Annotated in this window: 19 protein-coding genes; 14 read left to right on the top strand and 5 right to left on the bottom strand. The window is 67.9% G+C overall.

All coding sequences use genetic code 11. From position 1 onward, the window contains the following. Positions 1 to 28: 28 nt before the first annotated feature. Positions 29 to 853: a uracil-DNA glycosylase gene (locus JHD80_RS11185; RefSeq protein ID WP_199087046.1), complete on the top strand. Its 825-nt coding sequence runs from the start codon at positions 29 to 31 to the stop codon at positions 851 to 853. A gap of 109 nt (positions 854 to 962) precedes the next feature. After that, on the top strand, positions 963 to 1,844 hold the full coding sequence (gene ypfJ / locus JHD80_RS11180) for a KPN_02809 family neutral zinc metallopeptidase (protein WP_199087044.1): 882 nt from the start codon (positions 963 to 965) through the stop codon (positions 1,842 to 1,844). A 25-nt stretch (positions 1,845 to 1,869) separates the two neighbouring features. On the opposite strand, the gene JHD80_RS11175 is transcribed toward ypfJ, so the two are convergent. The 3 genes from JHD80_RS11175 to JHD80_RS11170 form a co-directional block, all read right to left on the bottom strand. Further along, positions 1,870 to 2,388 carry a 2'-5' RNA ligase family protein gene (locus tag JHD80_RS11175; RefSeq protein WP_199087042.1) on the bottom strand — a complete coding sequence of 173 codons (519 nt, stop codon included), beginning with the start codon at positions 2,386 to 2,388 and terminating at the stop codon, positions 1,870 to 1,872. A gap of 197 nt (positions 2,389 to 2,585) precedes the next feature. Beyond that, on the bottom strand, positions 2,586 to 2,711 hold the full coding sequence (locus tag JHD80_RS29110; RefSeq protein WP_282568382.1) for a hypothetical protein: 126 nt from the start codon (positions 2,709 to 2,711) through the stop codon (positions 2,586 to 2,588). A 150-nt stretch (positions 2,712 to 2,861) separates the two neighbouring features. Beyond that, a complete protein-coding gene (locus JHD80_RS11170; protein WP_199087040.1) occupies positions 2,862 to 3,347 on the bottom strand; it encodes a hypothetical protein in 486 nt (161 codons plus the stop codon). Positions 3,348 to 3,472: 125 nt separating this feature from the next. On the opposite strand from JHD80_RS11170, the gene JHD80_RS11165 reads away from it, so the two are divergent. The 3 genes from JHD80_RS11165 to JHD80_RS11155 all read left to right on the top strand — a co-directional run bounded on the left by JHD80_RS11165 (position 3,473) and on the right by JHD80_RS11155 (position 7,059). Continuing rightward, on the top strand, positions 3,473 to 4,666 hold the full coding sequence (locus JHD80_RS11165) for a PA0069 family radical SAM protein (protein ID WP_199087038.1): 1,194 nt from the start codon (positions 3,473 to 3,475) through the stop codon (positions 4,664 to 4,666). Between the two features lie 183 nt (positions 4,667 to 4,849). Continuing rightward, positions 4,850 to 5,461: a ribonuclease HII gene (locus JHD80_RS11160; protein ID WP_199087093.1), complete on the top strand. Its 612-nt coding sequence runs from the start codon at positions 4,850 to 4,852 to the stop codon at positions 5,459 to 5,461. Positions 5,462 to 5,856: 395 nt separating this feature from the next. After that, the gene (locus JHD80_RS11155; protein WP_199087036.1) at positions 5,857 to 7,059 is read left to right on the top strand and encodes a site-specific DNA-methyltransferase; all 1,203 of its coding nucleotides are present in this window, start codon (positions 5,857 to 5,859) and stop codon (positions 7,057 to 7,059) included. On the opposite strand, the gene mutY is transcribed toward JHD80_RS11155, so the two are convergent. Then, positions 7,034 to 8,104 carry an A/G-specific adenine glycosylase gene (mutY, locus tag JHD80_RS11150; RefSeq protein WP_199087034.1) on the bottom strand — a complete coding sequence of 357 codons (1,071 nt, stop codon included), beginning with the start codon at positions 8,102 to 8,104 and terminating at the stop codon, positions 7,034 to 7,036. The genes JHD80_RS11155 and mutY overlap by 26 nt on opposite strands. Beyond that, positions 8,101 to 8,679 carry a hypothetical protein gene (locus JHD80_RS11145; RefSeq protein WP_199087032.1) on the bottom strand — a complete coding sequence of 193 codons (579 nt, stop codon included), beginning with the start codon at positions 8,677 to 8,679 and terminating at the stop codon, positions 8,101 to 8,103. The genes mutY and JHD80_RS11145 overlap by 4 nt, the downstream gene beginning before the upstream one ends. Before the next feature lie 85 nt (positions 8,680 to 8,764). Here JHD80_RS11145 and JHD80_RS11140 point away from each other — a divergent pair, with 85 nt between their 5' ends. From JHD80_RS11140 to JHD80_RS11100, 9 genes are all read left to right on the top strand, one after another. Further along, complete coding sequence (locus tag JHD80_RS11140; RefSeq protein ID WP_199087030.1) at positions 8,765 to 9,262, top strand: DUF721 domain-containing protein; 498 nt, start codon at positions 8,765 to 8,767, stop codon at positions 9,260 to 9,262. A gap of 91 nt (positions 9,263 to 9,353) precedes the next feature. Beyond that, on the top strand, positions 9,354 to 9,974 hold the full coding sequence (locus JHD80_RS11135; RefSeq protein ID WP_199087028.1) for a DsbA family protein: 621 nt from the start codon (positions 9,354 to 9,356) through the stop codon (positions 9,972 to 9,974). A gap of 186 nt (positions 9,975 to 10,160) precedes the next feature. Next, on the top strand, positions 10,161 to 13,616 hold the full coding sequence (locus tag JHD80_RS11130; RefSeq protein ID WP_199087027.1) for an AAA family ATPase: 3,456 nt from the start codon (positions 10,161 to 10,163) through the stop codon (positions 13,614 to 13,616). Positions 13,617 to 13,902: 286 nt separating this feature from the next. After that, a complete protein-coding gene (locus JHD80_RS11125; RefSeq protein ID WP_199087025.1) occupies positions 13,903 to 14,253 on the top strand; it encodes an AtpZ/AtpI family protein in 351 nt (116 codons plus the stop codon). 42 nt (positions 14,254 to 14,295) lie between these two features. Next, the gene (locus tag JHD80_RS11120; RefSeq protein ID WP_199087023.1) at positions 14,296 to 15,060 is read left to right on the top strand and encodes a F0F1 ATP synthase subunit A; all 765 of its coding nucleotides are present in this window, start codon (positions 14,296 to 14,298) and stop codon (positions 15,058 to 15,060) included. A 66-nt stretch (positions 15,061 to 15,126) separates the two neighbouring features. Continuing rightward, positions 15,127 to 15,354, top strand: a complete 228-nt coding sequence (locus tag JHD80_RS11115; RefSeq protein WP_038360954.1) for a F0F1 ATP synthase subunit C — start codon at positions 15,127 to 15,129, stop codon at positions 15,352 to 15,354. Between the two features lie 158 nt (positions 15,355 to 15,512). Continuing rightward, positions 15,513 to 16,061 carry a F0F1 ATP synthase subunit B family protein gene (locus JHD80_RS11110; protein ID WP_349237252.1) on the top strand — a complete coding sequence of 183 codons (549 nt, stop codon included), beginning with the start codon at positions 15,513 to 15,515 and terminating at the stop codon, positions 16,059 to 16,061. Between the two features lie 11 nt (positions 16,062 to 16,072). After that, a complete protein-coding gene (locus JHD80_RS11105) occupies positions 16,073 to 16,549 on the top strand; it encodes a F0F1 ATP synthase subunit B family protein (protein WP_199087019.1) in 477 nt (158 codons plus the stop codon). 298 nt (positions 16,550 to 16,847) lie between these two features. After that, a complete protein-coding gene (locus JHD80_RS11100) occupies positions 16,848 to 17,654 on the top strand; it encodes a dienelactone hydrolase family protein (protein ID WP_199087017.1) in 807 nt (268 codons plus the stop codon). Positions 17,655 to 17,970 lie beyond the last annotated feature (316 nt).

Below are 17,970 nucleotides of genomic sequence, written 5' to 3'. Positions count from 1 at the left end.
GAGCCCTTGCAGGGTATAGGATGTGCCGATGAGCCTGTCCGATGCAGTCGGCCCCGACGCGCCCGATCCCTATGAGCTGCTGAGCTGGTACGCCGAGATGGGCGTGACCGAGGCGCTCGACGAGACGCCGCGCAACCATTTCGCCGATCCGGTCCCCACTGGGGGCAACGCGCAGCCGCGCCTGCGCCCCCTGCCCGGCCGGCCGGCCGCGCCGGCGCGGCCGATGGCGGCAGCCGCCACGGCCCCGGACGACGCGGCAGTCACCGCCAAGGCCTTGGCGCGCGAGGCGCGCACGCTCGACGAATTGAAGACCGCCTTGGCCGGGTTCGAAGGCTGCGCCCTCAAGGCCACCGCCAAGAACCTCGTCTTCGCCGACGGCAACCCGCAGGGCCGGGTGATGATGGTCGGCGAGGCGCCCGGCGCCGACGAGGACCGGATCGGCCTGCCCTTCGTCGGGCGCTCCGGGCAATTGCTCGACCGCATGCTGGCTGCGATCGGCCTCAGCCGGAAGGACGACGTCTATATCGCCAACCTGTTGCCCTGGCGTCCGCCGGGCAACCGCACGCCGACCCCGCAGGAGGTCGCGATCTGCCTGCCCTTCATCCAGCGCCAGATCGAGCTCGCCGATCCCGATATCCTGGTCTGTGTCGGCGGGCCTTCGGCGCAAGGGTTACTCGGCTTCACCGGCATTTTGCGCTCGCGCGGGAAATGGGTGGAATATGACACCGGCGCGCGGCGCATCCGCGCGATCGCGACCCTGCACCCGGCCTATCTGCTGCGCCGCCCGCTCGACAAGCGCCTCGCCTGGCGCGATCTGCGGGCGCTGAAGACGGCACTCGACACGAAAGCCTGACGCGGGAACCGCTGCAGTCAGCCGGCGTTCAGGAGCGGCCTGCAAAGACAACTTGAGTTCCCCGCATCTCCCGGCGAGATTGCGGGGGAGCTTCGCCGGGGATGCCTTCATGCAATGGGAAGATTACCGCCAGTCCGATAATCTCGAGGACCGGCGCGGCAGTGGCGGCGGCTTTGCCGGCATGCCCGGCGGGCGCGGCGGCGTCGGCATCGGCACGATGGTCGTGCTCGGCCTGCTCGGCTGGGCGCTGGGCATCGATCCGCGCCTGCTCATCGGCGGCGCCGAACTGATCGGCGGCATCGGCGGGCGAGAGCAGACGCAGGAGACGCGCCAATCCTCCGGCCCGCCCCAGGACCAGATGGGCCGCTTCGTTTCCGCCGTGCTGGCGCAGAACGAGGACATCTGGTCGAAGATCCTGCCGCAGCAGGCCAATACCCGCTACCAGCCGCCGCGCCTCGTGCTGTTCTCGGGCGTCGACCGCTCGGGCTGCGGCACCGCGCAATCGGCGATGGGGCCGTTCTACTGCCCGGTCGACAAGAAGGTCTATCTCGACACCTCCTTCTTCCAGGAGATGCAGCGCAAGCTCGGCGGTGGCGGCGATTTCGCCTATGCCTATGTGGTCGGCCACGAAGTCGGCCACCACGTCCAGAACCTGATCGGCATCCTGCCCAAGGCCAACCAGTTGCGCGAGCGCTCCTCCGAGCGCGATGCGAACGCGATCTCGGTGCGGATCGAGTTGCAGGCCGACTGCTTTGCCGGTGTCTGGGCCCATAACATCCAGGCGATGGGCCGGCTCGACCAGGGCGATATCGACCAGGCGATGCGCACCGCCTCCGCCATCGGCGACGACAAGCTGCAGAAGGCGGCGCAGGGCACGGTCGTGCCGGATTCCTTCACGCATGGCTCCTCGGCGCAGCGCACGAAATGGTTCACCACCGGCTTCCAGTCCGGCTCGATGCAAAGCTGCGATACGTTCCGGAACCCGGTATAGCCGACGCCTTCCCCGAAAGCAGCGTTCAGCCGGAGAGCTGGACCGTCTCCAGCACGCGCAGCGGCGGCCAGGCAACGCTCTCGGCCCGATCGAAAACCAATTCGAACGGCTCGACTCTCTCTGCCGCAAGCGCCAGCGCATCCACGCGCCGATTCGCCGGAATGGCTGTCGCGAGCGTCAGATGCGGAATCCATTGCCCAGGCCGATAATGCGGATCGCAAAGGGCTGGACGGATGGTCGCGTGGATCTTCGCGTGCAGGGCGATCAGGCGGTCGTCATGCCGTGGCGAAAGCCAGACAACCAGCGGATCGACGTCGAACAGGCCGATCCGGTCGAAGATGAGCGAAACCGGCGCTTCCCGTGCGAACAACGCGAGGGCCTCGTTCAATATCGCGGGAGAGAGATCGTCATAGCGCGCGAGCGTGAGATGGGGCGGATAGCCCAGCGCACGGATCGACGATACCGCTTCCAAGGCCGCGGCCCTGTCAACCCACTGCCAGAACGGGCGCGCCTCAGATCTCGTGTGCACGGTGATGCCGATCATCGGCGGAAGTGCCTTCTGGTTCGCCAGAACTGAAGGGCTTGTAGCAGGGCTTGCGGCGGCCCGGAATTCCGTGCGGAGGGCTGCATCCAGCCCTCCGCCTTGTTGTCATGGAGCTGCCGGACCACCGCTACCGGCGATCGGGCTTTTCGCTCGGCACAGATGGATCCTGAAAACCTTCGCGGCTTCCGGTCCGGTGCCTAGCTCCAGAATCCTTCCTGATGAACGCGAGGCGAGAACGTATCCGTGTCCTCCTGTTGTTCCTCGCGCTTGTCCTCGTCGCGCTCCGCTTCGAGCGCAGAACAGGAATCGTGCCGTTCCAGCATGGGTCTCTCCTTTCGATGTCTGAGGGAGGTGCTTCAGGCGACCGTCAACATATGAACTTATGCTGCAATGCACAAGTTCCCGATCAAAATGAGCCCAGCCATGCGTAGCCGGCATAGCGAATGCGGGCCGTCACGGCCCGCCGCAGCAGGCTAGCCCGCCCGTTCCCGCGAGACCGGCAGCCGCACCGGAGCCTGGTCGAGACGACCGGCCAGCGCCATCGCCTTGGGCATGACCAGCCCGGCCGCGAGCCCGCGACCGCCGATGGAGAACGCGATTCGCTCGTGCAACGAGGCCGCGGCGCCGCGTAATGGAATCAGTGCCGGCTTCCCGGCCGCGACCAGCAGATGGCGCTCCACCGCCTGGACCCAATGGGCCTGCGGCACGTCGCCGGCATCGAACAGGACGAGGCGATCGCCCCGCGCTTTCGCTGCCGCGTCCTGCCAGGCCCGCTCCCGGCTCGCGCGCAGATAGCGCGCGCCGGTCGCGTCGGCCGCCCGCTCGGTCTCGGCCACGCCGACCAGATCGACGATCACCGCATGGCCGAGAAAGCCTTCCGCGACAGCCGGGATAAGGATGGCAAGCGTCGCGGCGAGCGCCTGCTGGGAACCATCGCTGCGGATAACGGCTGTGAGCATGGGCAAAACCCTATGTCGCAACGCAACATGCCACAATCCCGCCACTTGCCTTTTGTTCTTGTTATGTTCACTCTACATGAGACCAGAAGGCGTCGATTCCCGGCGCGCGACGCGGCTCGAAAACCATGCCCCAGGCCAGACCCACCTCACGGCCCTTCCCGGCGGCGCAGCCCTTGCGTCGAGCCGACAAGGAACCCAGCATCTCCGCTCCGGTTGTCGCGCCCGCCGATCCGCTGGCCTATGCCGGCCACCGCATCGATCCGGACCGGCGGCGCGGGCGGGGCGCGACGATCAATCCGGTCGGGCGCTACGAGGCCGAGCAGCGCGTCGCCGAGGATGACGGCTGGGGCTCGCTGGAGGAACTGCCGCCGTTCTCGACCGAGATCGCCTATGAGAAGGCGCGCAACATCATCACGCGCAACGACTCGCCCGACATCTCCTTCGACCGCTCGATCAACCCCTATCGCGGCTGCGAGCATGGCTGCGTCTACTGTTTCGCGCGGCCGAGCCACGCCTATCTCGGGCTGTCGCCGGGCCTCGATTTCGAGAGCAAGCTGACGGCGAAGCCGGATGCGGCGGCGCTGCTGGAGAAGGAGCTTTCGTCCCCGTCCTACCAGCCGCGCACCATCGCCATCGGCACCAATACCGACGCCTACCAGCCGATCGAGAAGAAGCTCAGGCTCATGCGCCAGATCCTGGAGGTGCTGGCGAAGTTCAACCACCCTGTCGGCATCGTCACGAAATCGGCGCTGGTCCAGCGCGACATCGATATCCTCGCGCCGATGGCGGAGAAGGGGCTGGTCAAGGTCGCGCTTTCGGTGACGACGCTCGATCCGAAGGTTGCACGCGGCATGGAGCCGCGCGCCGCATCGCCGCCGAAGCGATTGGAAACGATCCGCAAGCTCTCCGAGGCCGGCATCCCGGTGACGGTACTGGTCGCGCCGATCATCCCGGCGATCAACGAGCATGAGATCGAGCGCATCCTCGACGCGGCGAAGGCGGCGGGGGCACAGGAGGCGGGCTATGTCCTGCTACGGCTGCCGCTCGAAGTCCGCGACATCGTGCAGGAATGGCTGCTGACGCATCACCCGGACAAGCTCAGGCATGTGATGTCGCTGATCCGCTCGACGCGCGGCGGCAAGGATTACGATTCGCAATGGGGCCAGCGCATGGTCGGCTCCGGTCCCTATGCCTGGATGATCGGGCGGCGCTTCGAGATGGCGGCGGAGCGCATCGGCTTCAACACGACGCGCCGGCGTTTGCGGACCGATCTGTTCGTGAAGCCTGAGAAGGAGAAGGCGCAACTGAGCTTGTTTTGAAGGGTTGTTCGGCCCGCGTCGTCATGCGCGCCCCTATAGCGAGCATCGACGTCCTGACCAGCGCATCTCATGAAGGAAGACGTGGATGGTTGGGAGGCCGACCAGTCACGTCGAAGCGCCATCACTTGGGGCGGACAGAAGACAGCTCTGGCCGGGCGCCCCGCTCTGCTGCATAACCCCGTCATGCCCGCCGATTTCAACCGCGAGACATCCTCCATCGCCAACGGCCTGTGGCCGTTGGCCGGCATCGACGAAGTCGGGCGCGGGCCGCTGGCTGGGCCGGTGGTGGCGGCTGCGGTGATCCTCGATCCGGATCGGGTCCCCCATGGCCTCGACGATTCGAAGAAGCTGCCGGCTGCGATTCGCGAGGAGCTTTTCGGCGAGATCATGGAGCGGGCGCTCGCCGTCTCCGTCGCCAGCGTCACGGCGGTCGAGATCGACGCCATCAATATTCGCCAGGCTACGCTGCTGGCGATGCGCCGGGCCGTCGCCGGGCTGCCGCTTGCGCCGCTCCATATCCTGGTCGACGGCAACGACCCGCCGCAATTCGCCTGTTCCTGCGAGGCGATCATCCAGGGCGACGGGCAGATCGCCTCGATCGCGGCGGCCTCGATCATCGCCAAGGTGACGCGCGACCGGATGATGGCACGGTTGTGCAAGCGCTACCCGGCCTATGGCTTCTCCGGCCATGTCGGCTACGCGACGCCGCAGCACCGCAAGGCGATCGCCGCGCACGGTCCCTGCCCCGAGCACCGCTATTCCTTCGCGCCGGTGAAGGGCGTGTGGTTCCGGTAGGCAGTCGCCCGCGCCTGTTCGCACGTCGCTCCCCGGCGGGCAGGAAGCTTCGGCCCGACCTCGATGAACCCGGCGGTATTTCACTCCGTCATGCTCGCCTCGTGGCGAGCATCCACGTCTTGAGCACCGCCCTCGCTGAAGGAAGACGCAGATGGTCGGGGCAAGCCCGACCATGACGGGAAACGCGGCTCTCGGCCCTCATCGAACGTCCGCCAGCCTACCCTAACGGCAGGCTCAGACGTTAACCGGCGTTTACGAATTTCCCTTGATTGCCAATAGCCTAGGCAAAAATTGCAGCCCCAGAATGGGACGCATTTTTTTCAAAGCAGAAACCCGACCTTTACCCTGTCTGACCAATATCGCCCTCGTTGAAGTTGCGTAACGGTCTTGGCGTCATGGGTATTCTGCGTACCGGGACCGCCAGTGCTCCCGTCCGGATTCAGGTTTCGCGTACCGGACGGCCTGCACTGGGGGCTCGGATGAAGGCCAAGGGCCTTCCCGAACATATCGGCATCGCTCACGAGCTGCCGCTCGATCAAATTCTCGTCGGCGATTGCATCGCTGCGATGAACGCGCTGCCGCCGGCAAGCGTGGACCTGATCTTCGCCGATCCGCCCTATAACCTCCAGCTCGGCGGCGATCTGCGCCGGCCCGACGACAGCCTCGTCGATGCCGTCGACGATGACTGGGACAAGTTCGCCTCGTTCTCGGACTACGACCGCTTCACCCGCGACTGGCTGTCGGCCGCGCGGCGCATCCTGAAGCCGGACGGGGCGCTGTGGGTGATCGGCAGCTATCACAACATCTTCCGCGTCGGCGCGACGCTGCAGGATCTCGGCTTCTGGATGCTGAACGACATCGTCTGGCGCAAGGCCAATCCAATGCCGAATTTCCGCGGCCGGCGCTTCACCAACGCGCATGAGACGCTGATCTGGGCCGCCCGCGGCGAGAGCTCGAAATACACCTTCCATTACGAGGCGCTGAAGGGCGGCAATGACGACCTGCAGATGCGCTCGGACTGGTATCTGCCGCTCTGCACGGGCGACGAGCGCCTGAAGGACGAGAGCGGCGCCAAGGTTCACCCGACGCAGAAGCCGGAGGCGCTGCTCGCCCGCGTGCTGCTCTCGGCCTCGAATCCCGGCGACGTCATCCTCGACCCGTTCTTCGGCACCGGCACAACCGGCGCCGTCGCCAAGGCGCTCGGCCGCCGCTTCATCGGGCTCGAGCGTGATCCGGTCTATGCCAAGGCCGCGCGAGCGCGTATCGATGCAGTGACGCCGCTGGCGCCGGAAGCCTTCTCCACCGCGCCCTCGAAGCGCAGCGAGCCGCGCGTGCCGTTCCTCAGCCTGGTCGAAGCCGGGTTGGTGAAGGCGGGCGAGACCGTCCATGACGAGAAGCGCCGCTACAAGGCGACGGTGCGCGCCGACGGCACGCTGCTGCTCGGCCCGGCGGTCGGCTCGATCCACAAGGTCGGCGCGCTGGCGCAGGGCCTGCCGGCCTGCAACGGCTGGACCTTCTGGCATGTCGAGCGCGACGGAGGCCTCACGATCCTCGACGCGCTGCGCGGCGAGATCAGGGCGCAGATGGCGGCGGCGTAAGCGCCGCCAGCCCAGCCTCGACCACCTTCAGCATCAGGCTCGGCAGCGGCTCCTCGCCGAGCTGGGCCTGCGCCGTGAAGCGCATGCCGGCCGGCGCCGCGGTTCCAGCGGCGACGCGCCCGACAAGCACCGATAATTCCAGCGGAAAATGCGTGAAGACGTGCCGCACCGGCACGGGCAGGCGCTGCCAGCGCAAGGGCAATGGCGCGTCCTGCGCCGCACCCTCGAGTTCGTAATCGGGGCGCCATTCGCTGGTCGGCACCTCCGCCATGCCGCCGAGCAGACCCTTGGCCGGCCGTGTCCGCAGCAGGATCGCGCCGTCCTGCCGGGCGAGCACGAAGGCGGCGCCATAGCGGGTGACGCCGGCCTTCTTCGGCGCCTTGCGCGGAAAGCTCTCCTGCGTGCCGGCGATGCGGGCCTCGCACGGCTCGCGCCAGGGGCAGAGGCCGCAAGCGGGATTGCGTGGCGTGCAGATGGTGGCGCCGAGATCCATCAGCGCCTGGGCGAAATCGCCCGGCCGTTCCCGCGGCAGCAGCGCCAGCACGCGCTCGCGAATCAGCGGCCGGGCGCCGGGCAATTCGTCCTCGATCGCGAAGAGCCGGCTCATGACGCGCTCCACATTGCCGTCAACGGCCGCAGCCGGCCGGTCGAAGGCGATCGCGGCGACGGCGCCGGCGGTATAGGCGCCGATGCCCGGCAGGGCGCGCAAGCCATCCTCGGTATCGGGGAAGCGGCCGCGATGGCTCTCCATCACCGCCTTGGCGCAAGCGTGGAGATTGCGAGCCCGGGAATAATAGCCGAGCCCTGCCCAGGCCTGCATGACCTCCTCGGAGGGCGCCTCGGCAAGGGCTTTCACTGTCGGGAAACGCGCCATGAAGCGCTCGTAATAGGGCTTAACCGCCGTAACCGTGGTCTGCTGCAGCATGATCTCGGAGGCCCAGACCCGGTAGGGATCGGGCCGCTCGCCCGCGCCCGCACGCCAGGGCAGCGTGCGGCGATGGCGGTCGTACCAGGCGAGAAGATCGGTGGCGCGGGGCGGTGTCACGGGCCGGACAGCCCCGTTGCGACGCCCAGCGACAGCGCGGTCTGCGCTGAAATATGGTACATGCTGTTGAAAGCCGCTTTGGTAACGAGCGAAGCGGCACCGGGCACGCCCATCTCATAATAGATATTGACCATGCCGGATGTCGCGCCGCCGGAATAGCCGCGCCCGCCAACAGGTTGCGAGCTATTGCCCTCGTGAAAGCCGAGCCCGCGCCTGATCTTGCCCTCGCCGTCGCTGATGGCGCCCGCGTTCAGGTACAGCCGCCGCGAGCCGGCAACGAAGAGGCCCGTGCACGCGCTCTCGCAGCGCGCCCTGGCGGCGTCCACAGCCGTCGCATAGCCCTTCTCGCGAATCTGCCGCGCCATTTCTCGCGCCGGATCGATCCGCCCTCCCGGGCTATCGAGATAGACGACCCTGATCTGAGCGGCCTCAGGCCGGGCCAGGAACTCCCGCAACTTGAATTGGTCGCCATCCTTGATCGCGCCGCTAATCAGTGCCGCGGGCCCTTTTTGCGACACCTCTACGGCCGAAGCCTGCGCAAGGAGGACCATTGCCGCGCAAAGCCCGAGCAGCATTCCACGCATCTCGCCATCCCCGAACTAAGCCGCCGTAGCGATCACTGGCCTTGTAAGACAGGGCCATCGCGCCGACAATGCAGCCATGGCCGCAAAACCCCTCGCAGAGCTGATCGACGACTGCATCGCGCCAGCGCTTGCCGCGCAAGGCTTTGCGGGGCGTGCCATCGTCTCGCTCTGGCCGGAGATCGTCGGCGAGCGGCTGGCGGCGCGCTCGCGCCCGCTCAAGATCGACTGGCCGCGGCGAAGGCCGGCTCCGGGCGAGGCTTCCGAGCCGGCAACGATGGTGGTGCGGGTCGAGAGCGCCTTCGCGCTGGAGATGCAGCAGCTCGGGCCGATCCTGGTCGAGCGCGTCAATACCCATCTCGGCTGGCGCGCGGTCGGCAAGCTCGTGCTCAAGCAGGGGCCGGTCGCTCCACCCGTCACGCAGAAGCCGGTGCCCAAGCTGGACAGCGAAACGGCGGCGCGCGTCGAGGCCCAGGTCGCCGGGGTCGCGGACGAAGGTCTGCGCGAGGCACTGGCCCGGCTCGGGCGGGCGGTGGCTCTCCGCACGAAAACGCAAGGCGACGACACGGCTTCGTGAGCGGCGCGGCGCGCGGCACGATGCGCTCTTGCCACAATCGCGCTGGTCTCTATAGCTCCAAGCCACTTTGACCCTTCGAGGATTGCTTACGATGACGAACAGGCGACAGCTCCTGACCGGCGCAGCCGGCATCGCCGCTGCCGCGCTCGCCGGCGGCACCGCCGCGCGGGCCCAGACCAAGCTGCCCGATGCCGGCCCGCTGGGCGATGTGTGGCTCGGCTCCGCCGACGCCAAGGTCACCATCGTCGAATATGCCTCGATGACCTGCTCGCATTGCGCGCATTTCCATGAGACGACTTGGCCGGAGCTGAAGACGAAGTACATCGACACCGGCAAGGTGCGCTTCACGCTGCGCGAGTTCCCGCTCGATCCGCTGGCGACGGCCGGCTTCATGCTTGCCCGCTGCAACGGCAACGACAAGTTCTACCCGATGACGGACCTGCTCTTCGCGCAGCAGCGCAACTGGGCCTTCACCGACAAGCCGGTCGATGCGCTCTCGTCGCTGGTGAAACAGGCCGGTTTCACACAGGAATCCTTCGAAGCCTGCTTGAAACGCCAGGATATCTATGACGCCGTCACGGTGGTGAAGGATGGCGGGGCCAAGGCTGGCGTGGATTCGACGCCGACCTTTTTCATCAATGGGCAGAAGCGTTCCGGTGCGCTCTCGATCGCCGAGTTCGACAAGATCCTGGAGCCGCTCCTCGGCAATTGAGGAGCGCGCTTTTCTTCGCTCGGGCTCTTGGCGCAAGCCATTCACTTCAGCCCTCATCCTGAGGAGCCGCGCAGTGGCATCTCGATGGATGGTTCCAGCGCGCTCTGGAGCATCCTTCGAGACTCGGCCAAGCCGGCTGCTCCTCAGGATGAGGGCTGAGGTATTTCAAGCCGGCGCGGTGGCTCCATGCATCTGACGCGCCTCAAGCTCGCCGGTTTCAAGACCTTCGTCGAGCCGACCGAATTCGCGATCGAGCCGGGGCTGACCGGCGTCGTCGGCCCCAATGGCTGCGGCAAGTCCAATCTCGTCGAAGCGCTGCGTTGGGTGATGGGCGAAAGCTCGTTCAAGAACATGCGCGGCTCGGGGATGGACGACGTCATCTTCGGCGGCTCGAACGAGCGCCCGGCCCGCAACATGGCCGAGGTCTCGCTCACCCTCGACAATAGCGACCGGAAGGCGCCAGCCGCCTTCAACGAAACCGATGTGCTGGAGGTCACGCGCCGGATCGAGCGCGAGGAAGGCTCGACCTACCGCATCAACGGCAAGGAGGTGCGGGCCAAGGACGTGCAGCTTCTCTTCGCCGATGCTGCGACCGGCGCGCGCTCACCGGCCCTCGTCCGGCAGGGGCAGATCAGCGAGATCATCTCGGCCAAGCCGCAATCGCGCCGGCGCATCCTCGAGGACGCCGCCGGCATCGCCGGCCTGCACAGCCGCCGCCACGAGGCGGAACTGCGCCTGCGGGGGGCCGAAGACAACCTGACCCGGCTGGAGGACGTGCTCGGCGAGATCGACGGGCAGATCGACGCCTTGCAGCGCCAGGCGCGGCAGGCCGGGCGGTATCGCAGCCTCGCATCCGATATCCGCCGGGCCGAGGCGACGCTTGCCGTCATCGCCCTGCACGACGCCCGCGCCCAGGAGGCGCAGGCTGCGCATGTCCTCGAAGAGGCCGTGCGCGGCGTCGCCGACCAGACCGGGCTCCAGGCCGAGGCCGCCAAAAGGCAGGCCATCGCCGCCCATGAATTGCCGGCACTGCGCGAGGGCGAGGCGACCGCGGCAGCCGCCCTGGTGCGCCTGAAGCGCGGGCTGGACGAGCTCGAAGCCGAGAACAGGCGTGCCCGCCAGCGCGCCGAAGAGCTCGGCAAGCGCCTCGCCGAATTGCAGGCCGATCTGTCGCGGCAGGAGAGCATCGGGCGGGATGCGTCCGAAAGCCTTGCCCGGCTCGCGGACGAAGACGCCGCGCTCGCCATCGAAGGCGATGGGGCCGGATCGAGCACTGAGGCCGCCGCGGCGGCGCAACGCGGGGCGGAGACCGCGCTCGCTGCCGCGGAAGCCGAGCAGGTCGCCGCGCAGAGCGCCTTGTCCGATCTCGCCGCGCGACGGGGCGCTCTGGAACGTTCGCTGCGCGAGGCGCGCGAGCGGCAGGACCGCGCCGGGGCCGAACGCGACAAGCTGCGCCGCGAACTCGAAACCCTCGATGCCTCCGATGCGAAGACGCTGCTCGACAAGCTGCGCGAAGCACTGATCGCCGCCGAGAAGGCGCTGAAGACGGCCGATGCGGATGTCGTCAAAACGCGCAATGCCGTCGCAGCGGCGCGCGAGCGTGAGACCGCGCAGCGCGGGCCGCTCGCCGAGGCCGACCGCCGGGCGCAACACCTCGACACCGAGATCGGCACGCTGCGCAAGTTGCTGGCGCCGGCGGCTGGCGACCGCTGGCCGGCGGTCCTCGAAGCCGTCAGCGTCGCCAAGGGCTACGAAATCGCGCTCGGCGCCGCACTTGGCGACGATCTCGACGCTTCGACCGAGGCGACCGCCCCCGCCCATTGGGACGATACCGGCGAAGGCCAGGATGATCCCGCCCTGCCAGCAGGCGCGCAACCGCTGCTCGCCCATGTCGCCGCGCCCACGGCGCTGCGGCGGCGGCTGGCGCAGATCGGCGTCGTCACGCCCGATCAGGGGCAGGCCCTGCGGCACGCCTTGAGACAAGGCCAAATACTCGTATCGAAGGCGGGCGATCTCTGGCGCTGGGACGGCTTTACCAGCGCGGCCGACGCCCCTTCGCCCGCGGCACGACGGCTCTCGGAGAAAAACCGCCTCGCCGACCTCGAACGCGAGGCGAAAGTGGCGCGAGACGCCGCGGAAACCGCGCGCCGGTCGCTGGAGGCCGTCAGTGCCGAGGCGCGGCAGGCGGCCCAGGCCGAAAGCGCGGCGATCGAAACGGCACGGCAGGCGCGGCGCGGCGTCGATCAGACCCGCGAGCAACTGGCGGCTGCCGAGCGGAAGGCGGCCGAGACGCTGGTCAAGCGCTCGACGCTGGCCGAAGCGACCAAGCGGCTCGGCCAGGCCGTGTCCGAAGCCGCGCAGCAAGTCGCCGCTCAGGAGACGGGGCTTTCCGCCCTGCCCGCCTCCGCCGAACTGGAAAACGCCCTCCTCAAGGCTCGCGTGCTGCTGGGCGAAGCCCGCGCCGCCGCTTCCGACGCGCGCGCCCGTGTCCAGACGCTGGCCCGCGAGGCGGAGTTGCGGAGCCGCCGCCGCGAGGCCATCGCAGCCGACATTCGCGCCTGGAAACAGCGCACCACCGCGAGCCTCCAAAGCGCCGAGGAGACGCGGCGGCGAATCGACGCCGCCGGCGCCGAGCAGAAGGCGCTTCTCGAAGCACCCGACACCTTCCTCGCCGAGCGACGGCGCCTCGTCGCCGAGATCGAGCAGGCCGAAGCCGCGCGCCGTGAAGCCGCCGACAGATTGGCCGCCGGCGAGACGACCCTGGCGGAGGCGGACCGGCAGGCGCGCATCGCGCTGGAAGGCCTGTCGGGGGCTCGCGAGCGCCGCGCTTCGGCCGAGGCGCGGCTCGATGCCGCCCGCCAGCGCCTCAGCGACATCATCCGGCAGATCGAGGACGGTCTCGAGACCGGGCTCGACGGCCTGCAGGCGATCGCCGGAATCAAGGCCGGAGACGCATTGCCGGAGCCGGAAGCGATCGAGCGGCGCCTCGCCAATCTCAAGAGCGAGCGCGAGCGGCTCGGCGCCGTCAATCTGCGCGCCGAGGACGAACTGACCGAGGTGAAGGCCAAGCGCGAAGGTCTTTCGGGCGAGCGCGACGACCTGACCGAGGCGATCCGGCGCTTGCGGCAGGCGATCGGCGCGCTCAACCGCGAGGGGCGCGAGCGGCTGATCGCCGCATTCGATGTCGTCAACGGCCATTTCCAGCGGCTGTTCGGCGTGCTCTTCGGCGGCGGCGAAGCCGAGCTTCGACTGGTGGATTCGGAAGATCCGCTCGATGCGGGGCTGGAGATCTTCGCCCGCCCGCCCGGCAAGAAGCCGCAGGTGATGACGCTGCTCTCCGGCGGCGAGCAGGCGCTGACGGCGACCGCGCTGATCTTCGCGGTGTTCCTGACCAATCCCTCGCCGATCTGCGTGCTCGACGAGGTCGACGCGCCGCTCGACGACGCCAATGTCGAGCGCTACTGCGACCTGCTCGTCGACATGGCCCGAAACACCGAAACCCGCTTCATCCTGATCACCCACAACCCGATCACCATGGCGCGGATGGAGAGACTCTTCGGGGTGACCATGGCCGAGCGGGGCGTCAGCCAGATGGTCTCGGTCGACCTGGCGACGGCGGAACGCATCCGCGAGGCGGGATAAGCGGGCGCCGACCAGCCCGATCATCCCCAGAAACGGGCTGTAGAGTGGCCGCACCCCGCTGAAAAAATGCCACATTCGGTCCCGCAATGCGGCAAGATTGTCGCACTTTGCCAGAATTTATAATTATTACAACGAGTTAGACATTATCCGCCTGCCTTGACAGCGCGGGGGGCTGCCAATAAAGGAGGCCGTGCTGACGACGGCTCGATGCGCGGGTTTGGTCGTGGTTATAGTGGTTTTTCGCCGGATCGCGGCGTAAACGCGATCAAGACGGAGGCCCAAGACCATGTCCGAACCCGACCCAAACGCCTCAGACTCGGAGTTGCGCGCAAGACTGGGCTCCCTGAAGTCCGCGATCAAGCGGGCGGAAGAGAGCGAAAAGCCGGGCGCGAGCCCGGTTGGAGAGGACAAGGCCCTTGCGGGCGCGATGTCCTCAGGCTTTCGCGCCGCGACGGATCTCGCAGGTGGCATCATCGCAGGCGCCCTAATCGGGTACCTCGGCGACCGGTGGCTGGGAACGTCCCCGTTCCTGCTGATCGCCTTCCTGGTGATCGGTGCCATCGCGGGCTTCAGATCCGTCTATCGGCTCGGTTCGCGTCCGACCTCCGGGTCGAAGAGCGGCCCGAAGGCGAATTGATCGAAAGGCGGCTTCATCGGCCGCGCGACGAGGAACGAGACAATGGCGGCCGGCGGCGGAATCGATCCGATCCACCAATTCCACATCGCTCCCATCGTGGAGCTGAAGCCGTTCGGCATCGACCTTTCCTTCACCAACACCTCGCTGTGGATGGTGATCGTGCTCGCCGTCGTCTCCGCGATCATGATCTATGGCTCGAGCCAGCGTTCGGTCGTTCCCGGCCGCCTGCAGTCGCTCGCCGAGATGGCCTATGAGTTCGTCGCCGCAACGATGACGGGCGTGATGGGCAAGGAAGGCCTGAAGTTCTTCCCGTTCGTGTTCTCGCTGTTCATGTTCGTGCTGGCCTCGAACCTGCTCGGCCTGCTGCCCGGCTCCTTCACCGTGACCAGCCAGATCATCGTCACCGCCGCGCTCGCGCTGCTCGTGATCAGCATCGTCGTGATCTACGGCATCGTGAAGCACGGCACCCATTTCTTCGGCCTGTTCGTGCCGTCGGGCGTGCCCGGCTGGCTCCTGCCCTTCATGGTGCTGATCGAGGCCGTCTCCTTCCTGTCGCGCCCGGTTTCGCTCAGCTTGCGCCTGTTCGGCAACATGCTGGCCGGCCATATCGCGCTCAAGGTCTTCGGCGGCTTCGTCGTCGTTCTGCTCGGCTCGGGCGCCGTGTTCAACTACGCCATCGCGCCGCTGCCGCTGCTGCTGGCTGTCGCGCTGACCGCGCTCGAAGTCCTCGTCGCCGTTCTGCAGGCCTATGTCTTCGCGATCCTGACCTGCGTCTATCTCAACGACGCGCTGCACCCCGGCCACTGAGGCCAGGGCAGCGCTCGCGAGAGTTCATCCCACCCCGTCAAAAAGTTCCACACTGGAGATAAGACCATGGATCCTGTTGCAGCCAAGTTCATCGGCGCCGGCCTCGCCTCGCTCGGCATGGGCCTCGCCGCCATCGGCGTCGGCACCATCTTCGGCAACTTCCTCTCGGGCGCGCTCCGCAATCCGTCGGCCGCCGACGGCCAGTTCCCCCGCGCGTTCATCGGCGCGGCGCTCGCCGAAGGTCTGGGCATCTTCGCGTTCGTCGTCGCGCTCGTCCTGCTCTTCGTGGTCTGACGCTTTCGTCGACCGCTTTCTCGTCGCGCGTTCAGGCCACTCCGGCCGGCGCGCGACGGTTTCCTGTCTTAAGCGCTGAAAGGCACGCTATGCCGGTTCGATCTTCAGGGTTCGCGCGACAAGGATGGCTTCTGGCTGTCGGCTCGTTCGCCACTCTGGTGGCGGGAGCGGCGCAGGCTGCCGAGCAGAAGCACGGCCTGAGCGGCGAGAAGGCTTCCTTCCCGCCCTTCGACCCCGCCCATTTCGCCAGCAACCTGTTCTGGCTCGCGATCACCTTCGCGGCTCTCTACTGGCTGATGTCCAAGGTCGCGCTGCCGCGCCTGGGCTCGATCATGGAAGAGCGCGCCGAGACGATCGGCCGGGATCTCGACCAGGCCACCGAGATGCAGGCCAAGGCCGAGGACATGGCCCAGGCCTATGAGAAGGCCCTGGCCGAGGCCCGCAAGAACGCCCAGGGCATTGCCCAGGCGGCGCGCGAGACCGGCGCCAAGGCCAGCGACGCCCAGCGTCACGCCACCGAGGCGGAACTTGCCGCCAAGATGGCGCAGGCCGAGGCGACCATCGCCACGACCAAGACCAAGGCGATGGGCAATGTGCGCGATCTCGGCAGCGATATCGCCGCCGCCATCGTCACCAAGTTGACCGGTCAGGCTCCCAGCGCCAGCGAGGCGTCGGCGGCTGTCGACCAGGCCCTGACGCGCGGCTGAGGAGAGTTCAGATGGATACTTTCTGGGTCGGCGTCGCGCTCGTCATCTTCCTTGCCATCCTCGTCAAGTTCGGCGTGCCGGGCGCGATCGTGAAGGCGCTCGACTCGCGCGGCGAGAAGGTCGCGCAGGAGCTGGCGGAAGCCCGCCGCCTGCGTCAGGAGGCCGAGAAGCTGCTCGCCGAGTACGACGCCAAGCGCAAGGCCGCCGAGGCCGAGGCCGCCGAGATCGTCTCCTCCGCCAATGACGAGGCCAAGCGCCTCGCGGCGGAAGCCGAGGCCAAGCTCGCCGACTTCGTCGCCCGCCGCACCAAGGCGGCCGAGGAGAAGATCGCCCAGGCCGAGAGCCAGGCCGAGGCCGAGGTTCGCGCCGCGGCTGCGGAGGCCGCCACCAAGGCCGCCGAGACGATCCTGCGCGGCCAGATGGCCGGCAAGGCCGGCGAAGCCGCCTTCACCTCCGGGCTGAGCGAGATCAAGGCCAAGCTCAACTGAGCCTGCAGCCGATCGTCACGAAGCTTGACGCCGCGCCCGCAAGGACGCGGCGTTTTTCTTTGCTCCTCTCCCGCCAAAGTCGGGGTGCAGGGTGAGATCGTTCTGCTCATCCACAGCCGCTGATTTCCGGCGCAACCGCCGTGTCATCCTGGACAAGCCGCGTAGCAGCGCCGATCCGGGATCCATCGGAGGGCTCCGGATCTCCACGATGGATCCCGGGTCGAGCCCGGGATGACGGCGTGTTTCCGCGAGCAGCCGACACGCGCGCGTTGTACAGTTGGTCGCCGAGGAGTTCGGGATGATCGGTTCTCTTATTCGCGCTCTTGTCGTCACTCTTTTCTCGCTCGCTGCGGCAGCAGGCTCCGCGAGCGCTTTCGAGAAAGTGGCCTTTCCATCGCGCGATTCGGTTGGTCTCGTCGGCTGGCTGGCCCGCCCGGCAGGCGCAGGCCCCTTCCCGGTCGTCATCGGGCTGCATGGCTGCGCCGGGCTCTACACGCGCTCGGGGGCGGTTGGCGCCCGTGAGAGCGACTGGTCGGTGCGCCTGACCGCGGCAGGCTATGCCGTGCTCCTCGTCGACAGCTTCGGGTCACGCGGCATCAAGGCGCTGTGCAACGAACGCGAGCGCTCGCTAACCCCGGCCGGTCGCGCGCGAGACGCCTTCGCCGCCATAGACTGGCTGGATAAGCAGAGCTTTGCCACCAAGCAGCGCATCGCCTTGATCGGCTGGTCGAATGGCGGCTCGACGGCGCTGCGCGTCGCGGGCGCGCCCGAGGCCAAGCGCCTGCGCCATGTCATCGCCTTCTATCCCGGCTGCCGCGTCATCCTGAAGCGCGGCTGGCAGGCACAGACCGACACCGCGATCTTCCAGGGGCTGGCGGACGACTGGACCCCGGCCGCGCCCTGCGAGGAACTGGCGCGCAGCGGCGGGGCGCGCTTCGTCGGCTTCCCCGGCGCCTATCACGATTTCGACCATCCGAGCCTGCCTCTGCGCGAGCGCAAGGCGGCCTATTCCCAGCGGCCCGACGGCATGGTCACGATCGGCACCGATCCGAAGGCGCGCACTGATGCGATCGACGCGGTGATGGCGATTCTGAAGAGGCCTTAGGCTGCGGGACGGATCGCGCGATCGCTCCTGGGCGCAACCACCCTTGTCATTCCGGGGCTTCGCATAGCGAAGAACCCGGAACCCACGACCGGGCGAGCCGCCTTCAACGCGCCGTGGCATGTCCTGTCTCTTATACACATCTGACGCTGCCGACGATTAACCTTCGGTGTAGATCTCGGTGGTCGCCGGAGCATTAAAGGGGGGGGGGGGGGGGGGGGGGGGGGGGGGGGGGGGGGGGGGGGGGGGGGGGGGGGGGGGGGGGGGGGGGGGGGGGGGGGGGGGGGGGGGGGGGGGGGGGGGGGGGGGGGGGGGGGGG

Origin of the sequence: Allobosea sp. ASV33, assembly GCF_016428755.1 — a bacterium.
In the GTDB taxonomy this organism is placed as follows: Bacteria; Pseudomonadota; Alphaproteobacteria; order Rhizobiales; family Beijerinckiaceae; genus Allobosea.
This window is presented reverse-complemented; position numbering and strand designations above follow the sequence as displayed.

Bases quoted from the DNA above. Each gene is read 5' to 3' on its own strand.
- JHD80_RS11185 (WP_199087046.1), top strand. From the start codon at position 29: ATGAGCCTGTCCGATGCAGTCGGCCCCGACGCGCCCGATCCCTATGAG.
- ypfJ (WP_199087044.1), top strand. From the start codon at position 963: ATGCAATGGGAAGATTACCGCCAGTCCGATAATCTCGAGGACCGGCGC.
- JHD80_RS11175 (WP_199087042.1), bottom strand. From the start codon at position 2,388: ATGATCGGCATCACCGTGCACACGAGATCTGAGGCGCGCCCGTTCTGG.
- JHD80_RS29110 (WP_282568382.1), bottom strand. From the start codon at position 2,711: ATGCTGGAACGGCACGATTCCTGTTCTGCGCTCGAAGCGGAGCGCGAC.
- JHD80_RS11170 (WP_199087040.1), bottom strand. From the start codon at position 3,347: ATGCTCACAGCCGTTATCCGCAGCGATGGTTCCCAGCAGGCGCTCGCC.
- JHD80_RS11165 (WP_199087038.1), top strand. From the start codon at position 3,473: ATGCCCCAGGCCAGACCCACCTCACGGCCCTTCCCGGCGGCGCAGCCC.
- JHD80_RS11160 (WP_199087093.1), top strand. From the start codon at position 4,850: ATGCCCGCCGATTTCAACCGCGAGACATCCTCCATCGCCAACGGCCTG.
- JHD80_RS11155 (WP_199087036.1), top strand. From the start codon at position 5,857: ATGGGTATTCTGCGTACCGGGACCGCCAGTGCTCCCGTCCGGATTCAG.
- JHD80_RS11145 (WP_199087032.1), bottom strand. From the start codon at position 8,679: ATGCTGCTCGGGCTTTGCGCGGCAATGGTCCTCCTTGCGCAGGCTTCG.
- JHD80_RS11140 (WP_199087030.1), top strand. From the start codon at position 8,765: ATGGCCGCAAAACCCCTCGCAGAGCTGATCGACGACTGCATCGCGCCA.
- JHD80_RS11135 (WP_199087028.1), top strand. From the start codon at position 9,354: ATGACGAACAGGCGACAGCTCCTGACCGGCGCAGCCGGCATCGCCGCT.
- JHD80_RS11130 (WP_199087027.1), top strand. From the start codon at position 10,161: ATGCATCTGACGCGCCTCAAGCTCGCCGGTTTCAAGACCTTCGTCGAG.
- JHD80_RS11125 (WP_199087025.1), top strand. From the start codon at position 13,903: ATGTCCGAACCCGACCCAAACGCCTCAGACTCGGAGTTGCGCGCAAGA.
- JHD80_RS11120 (WP_199087023.1), top strand. From the start codon at position 14,296: ATGGCGGCCGGCGGCGGAATCGATCCGATCCACCAATTCCACATCGCT.
- JHD80_RS11115 (WP_038360954.1), top strand. From the start codon at position 15,127: ATGGATCCTGTTGCAGCCAAGTTCATCGGCGCCGGCCTCGCCTCGCTC.
- JHD80_RS11105 (WP_199087019.1), top strand. From the start codon at position 16,073: ATGGATACTTTCTGGGTCGGCGTCGCGCTCGTCATCTTCCTTGCCATC.
- JHD80_RS11100 (WP_199087017.1), top strand. From the start codon at position 16,848: ATGATCGGTTCTCTTATTCGCGCTCTTGTCGTCACTCTTTTCTCGCTC.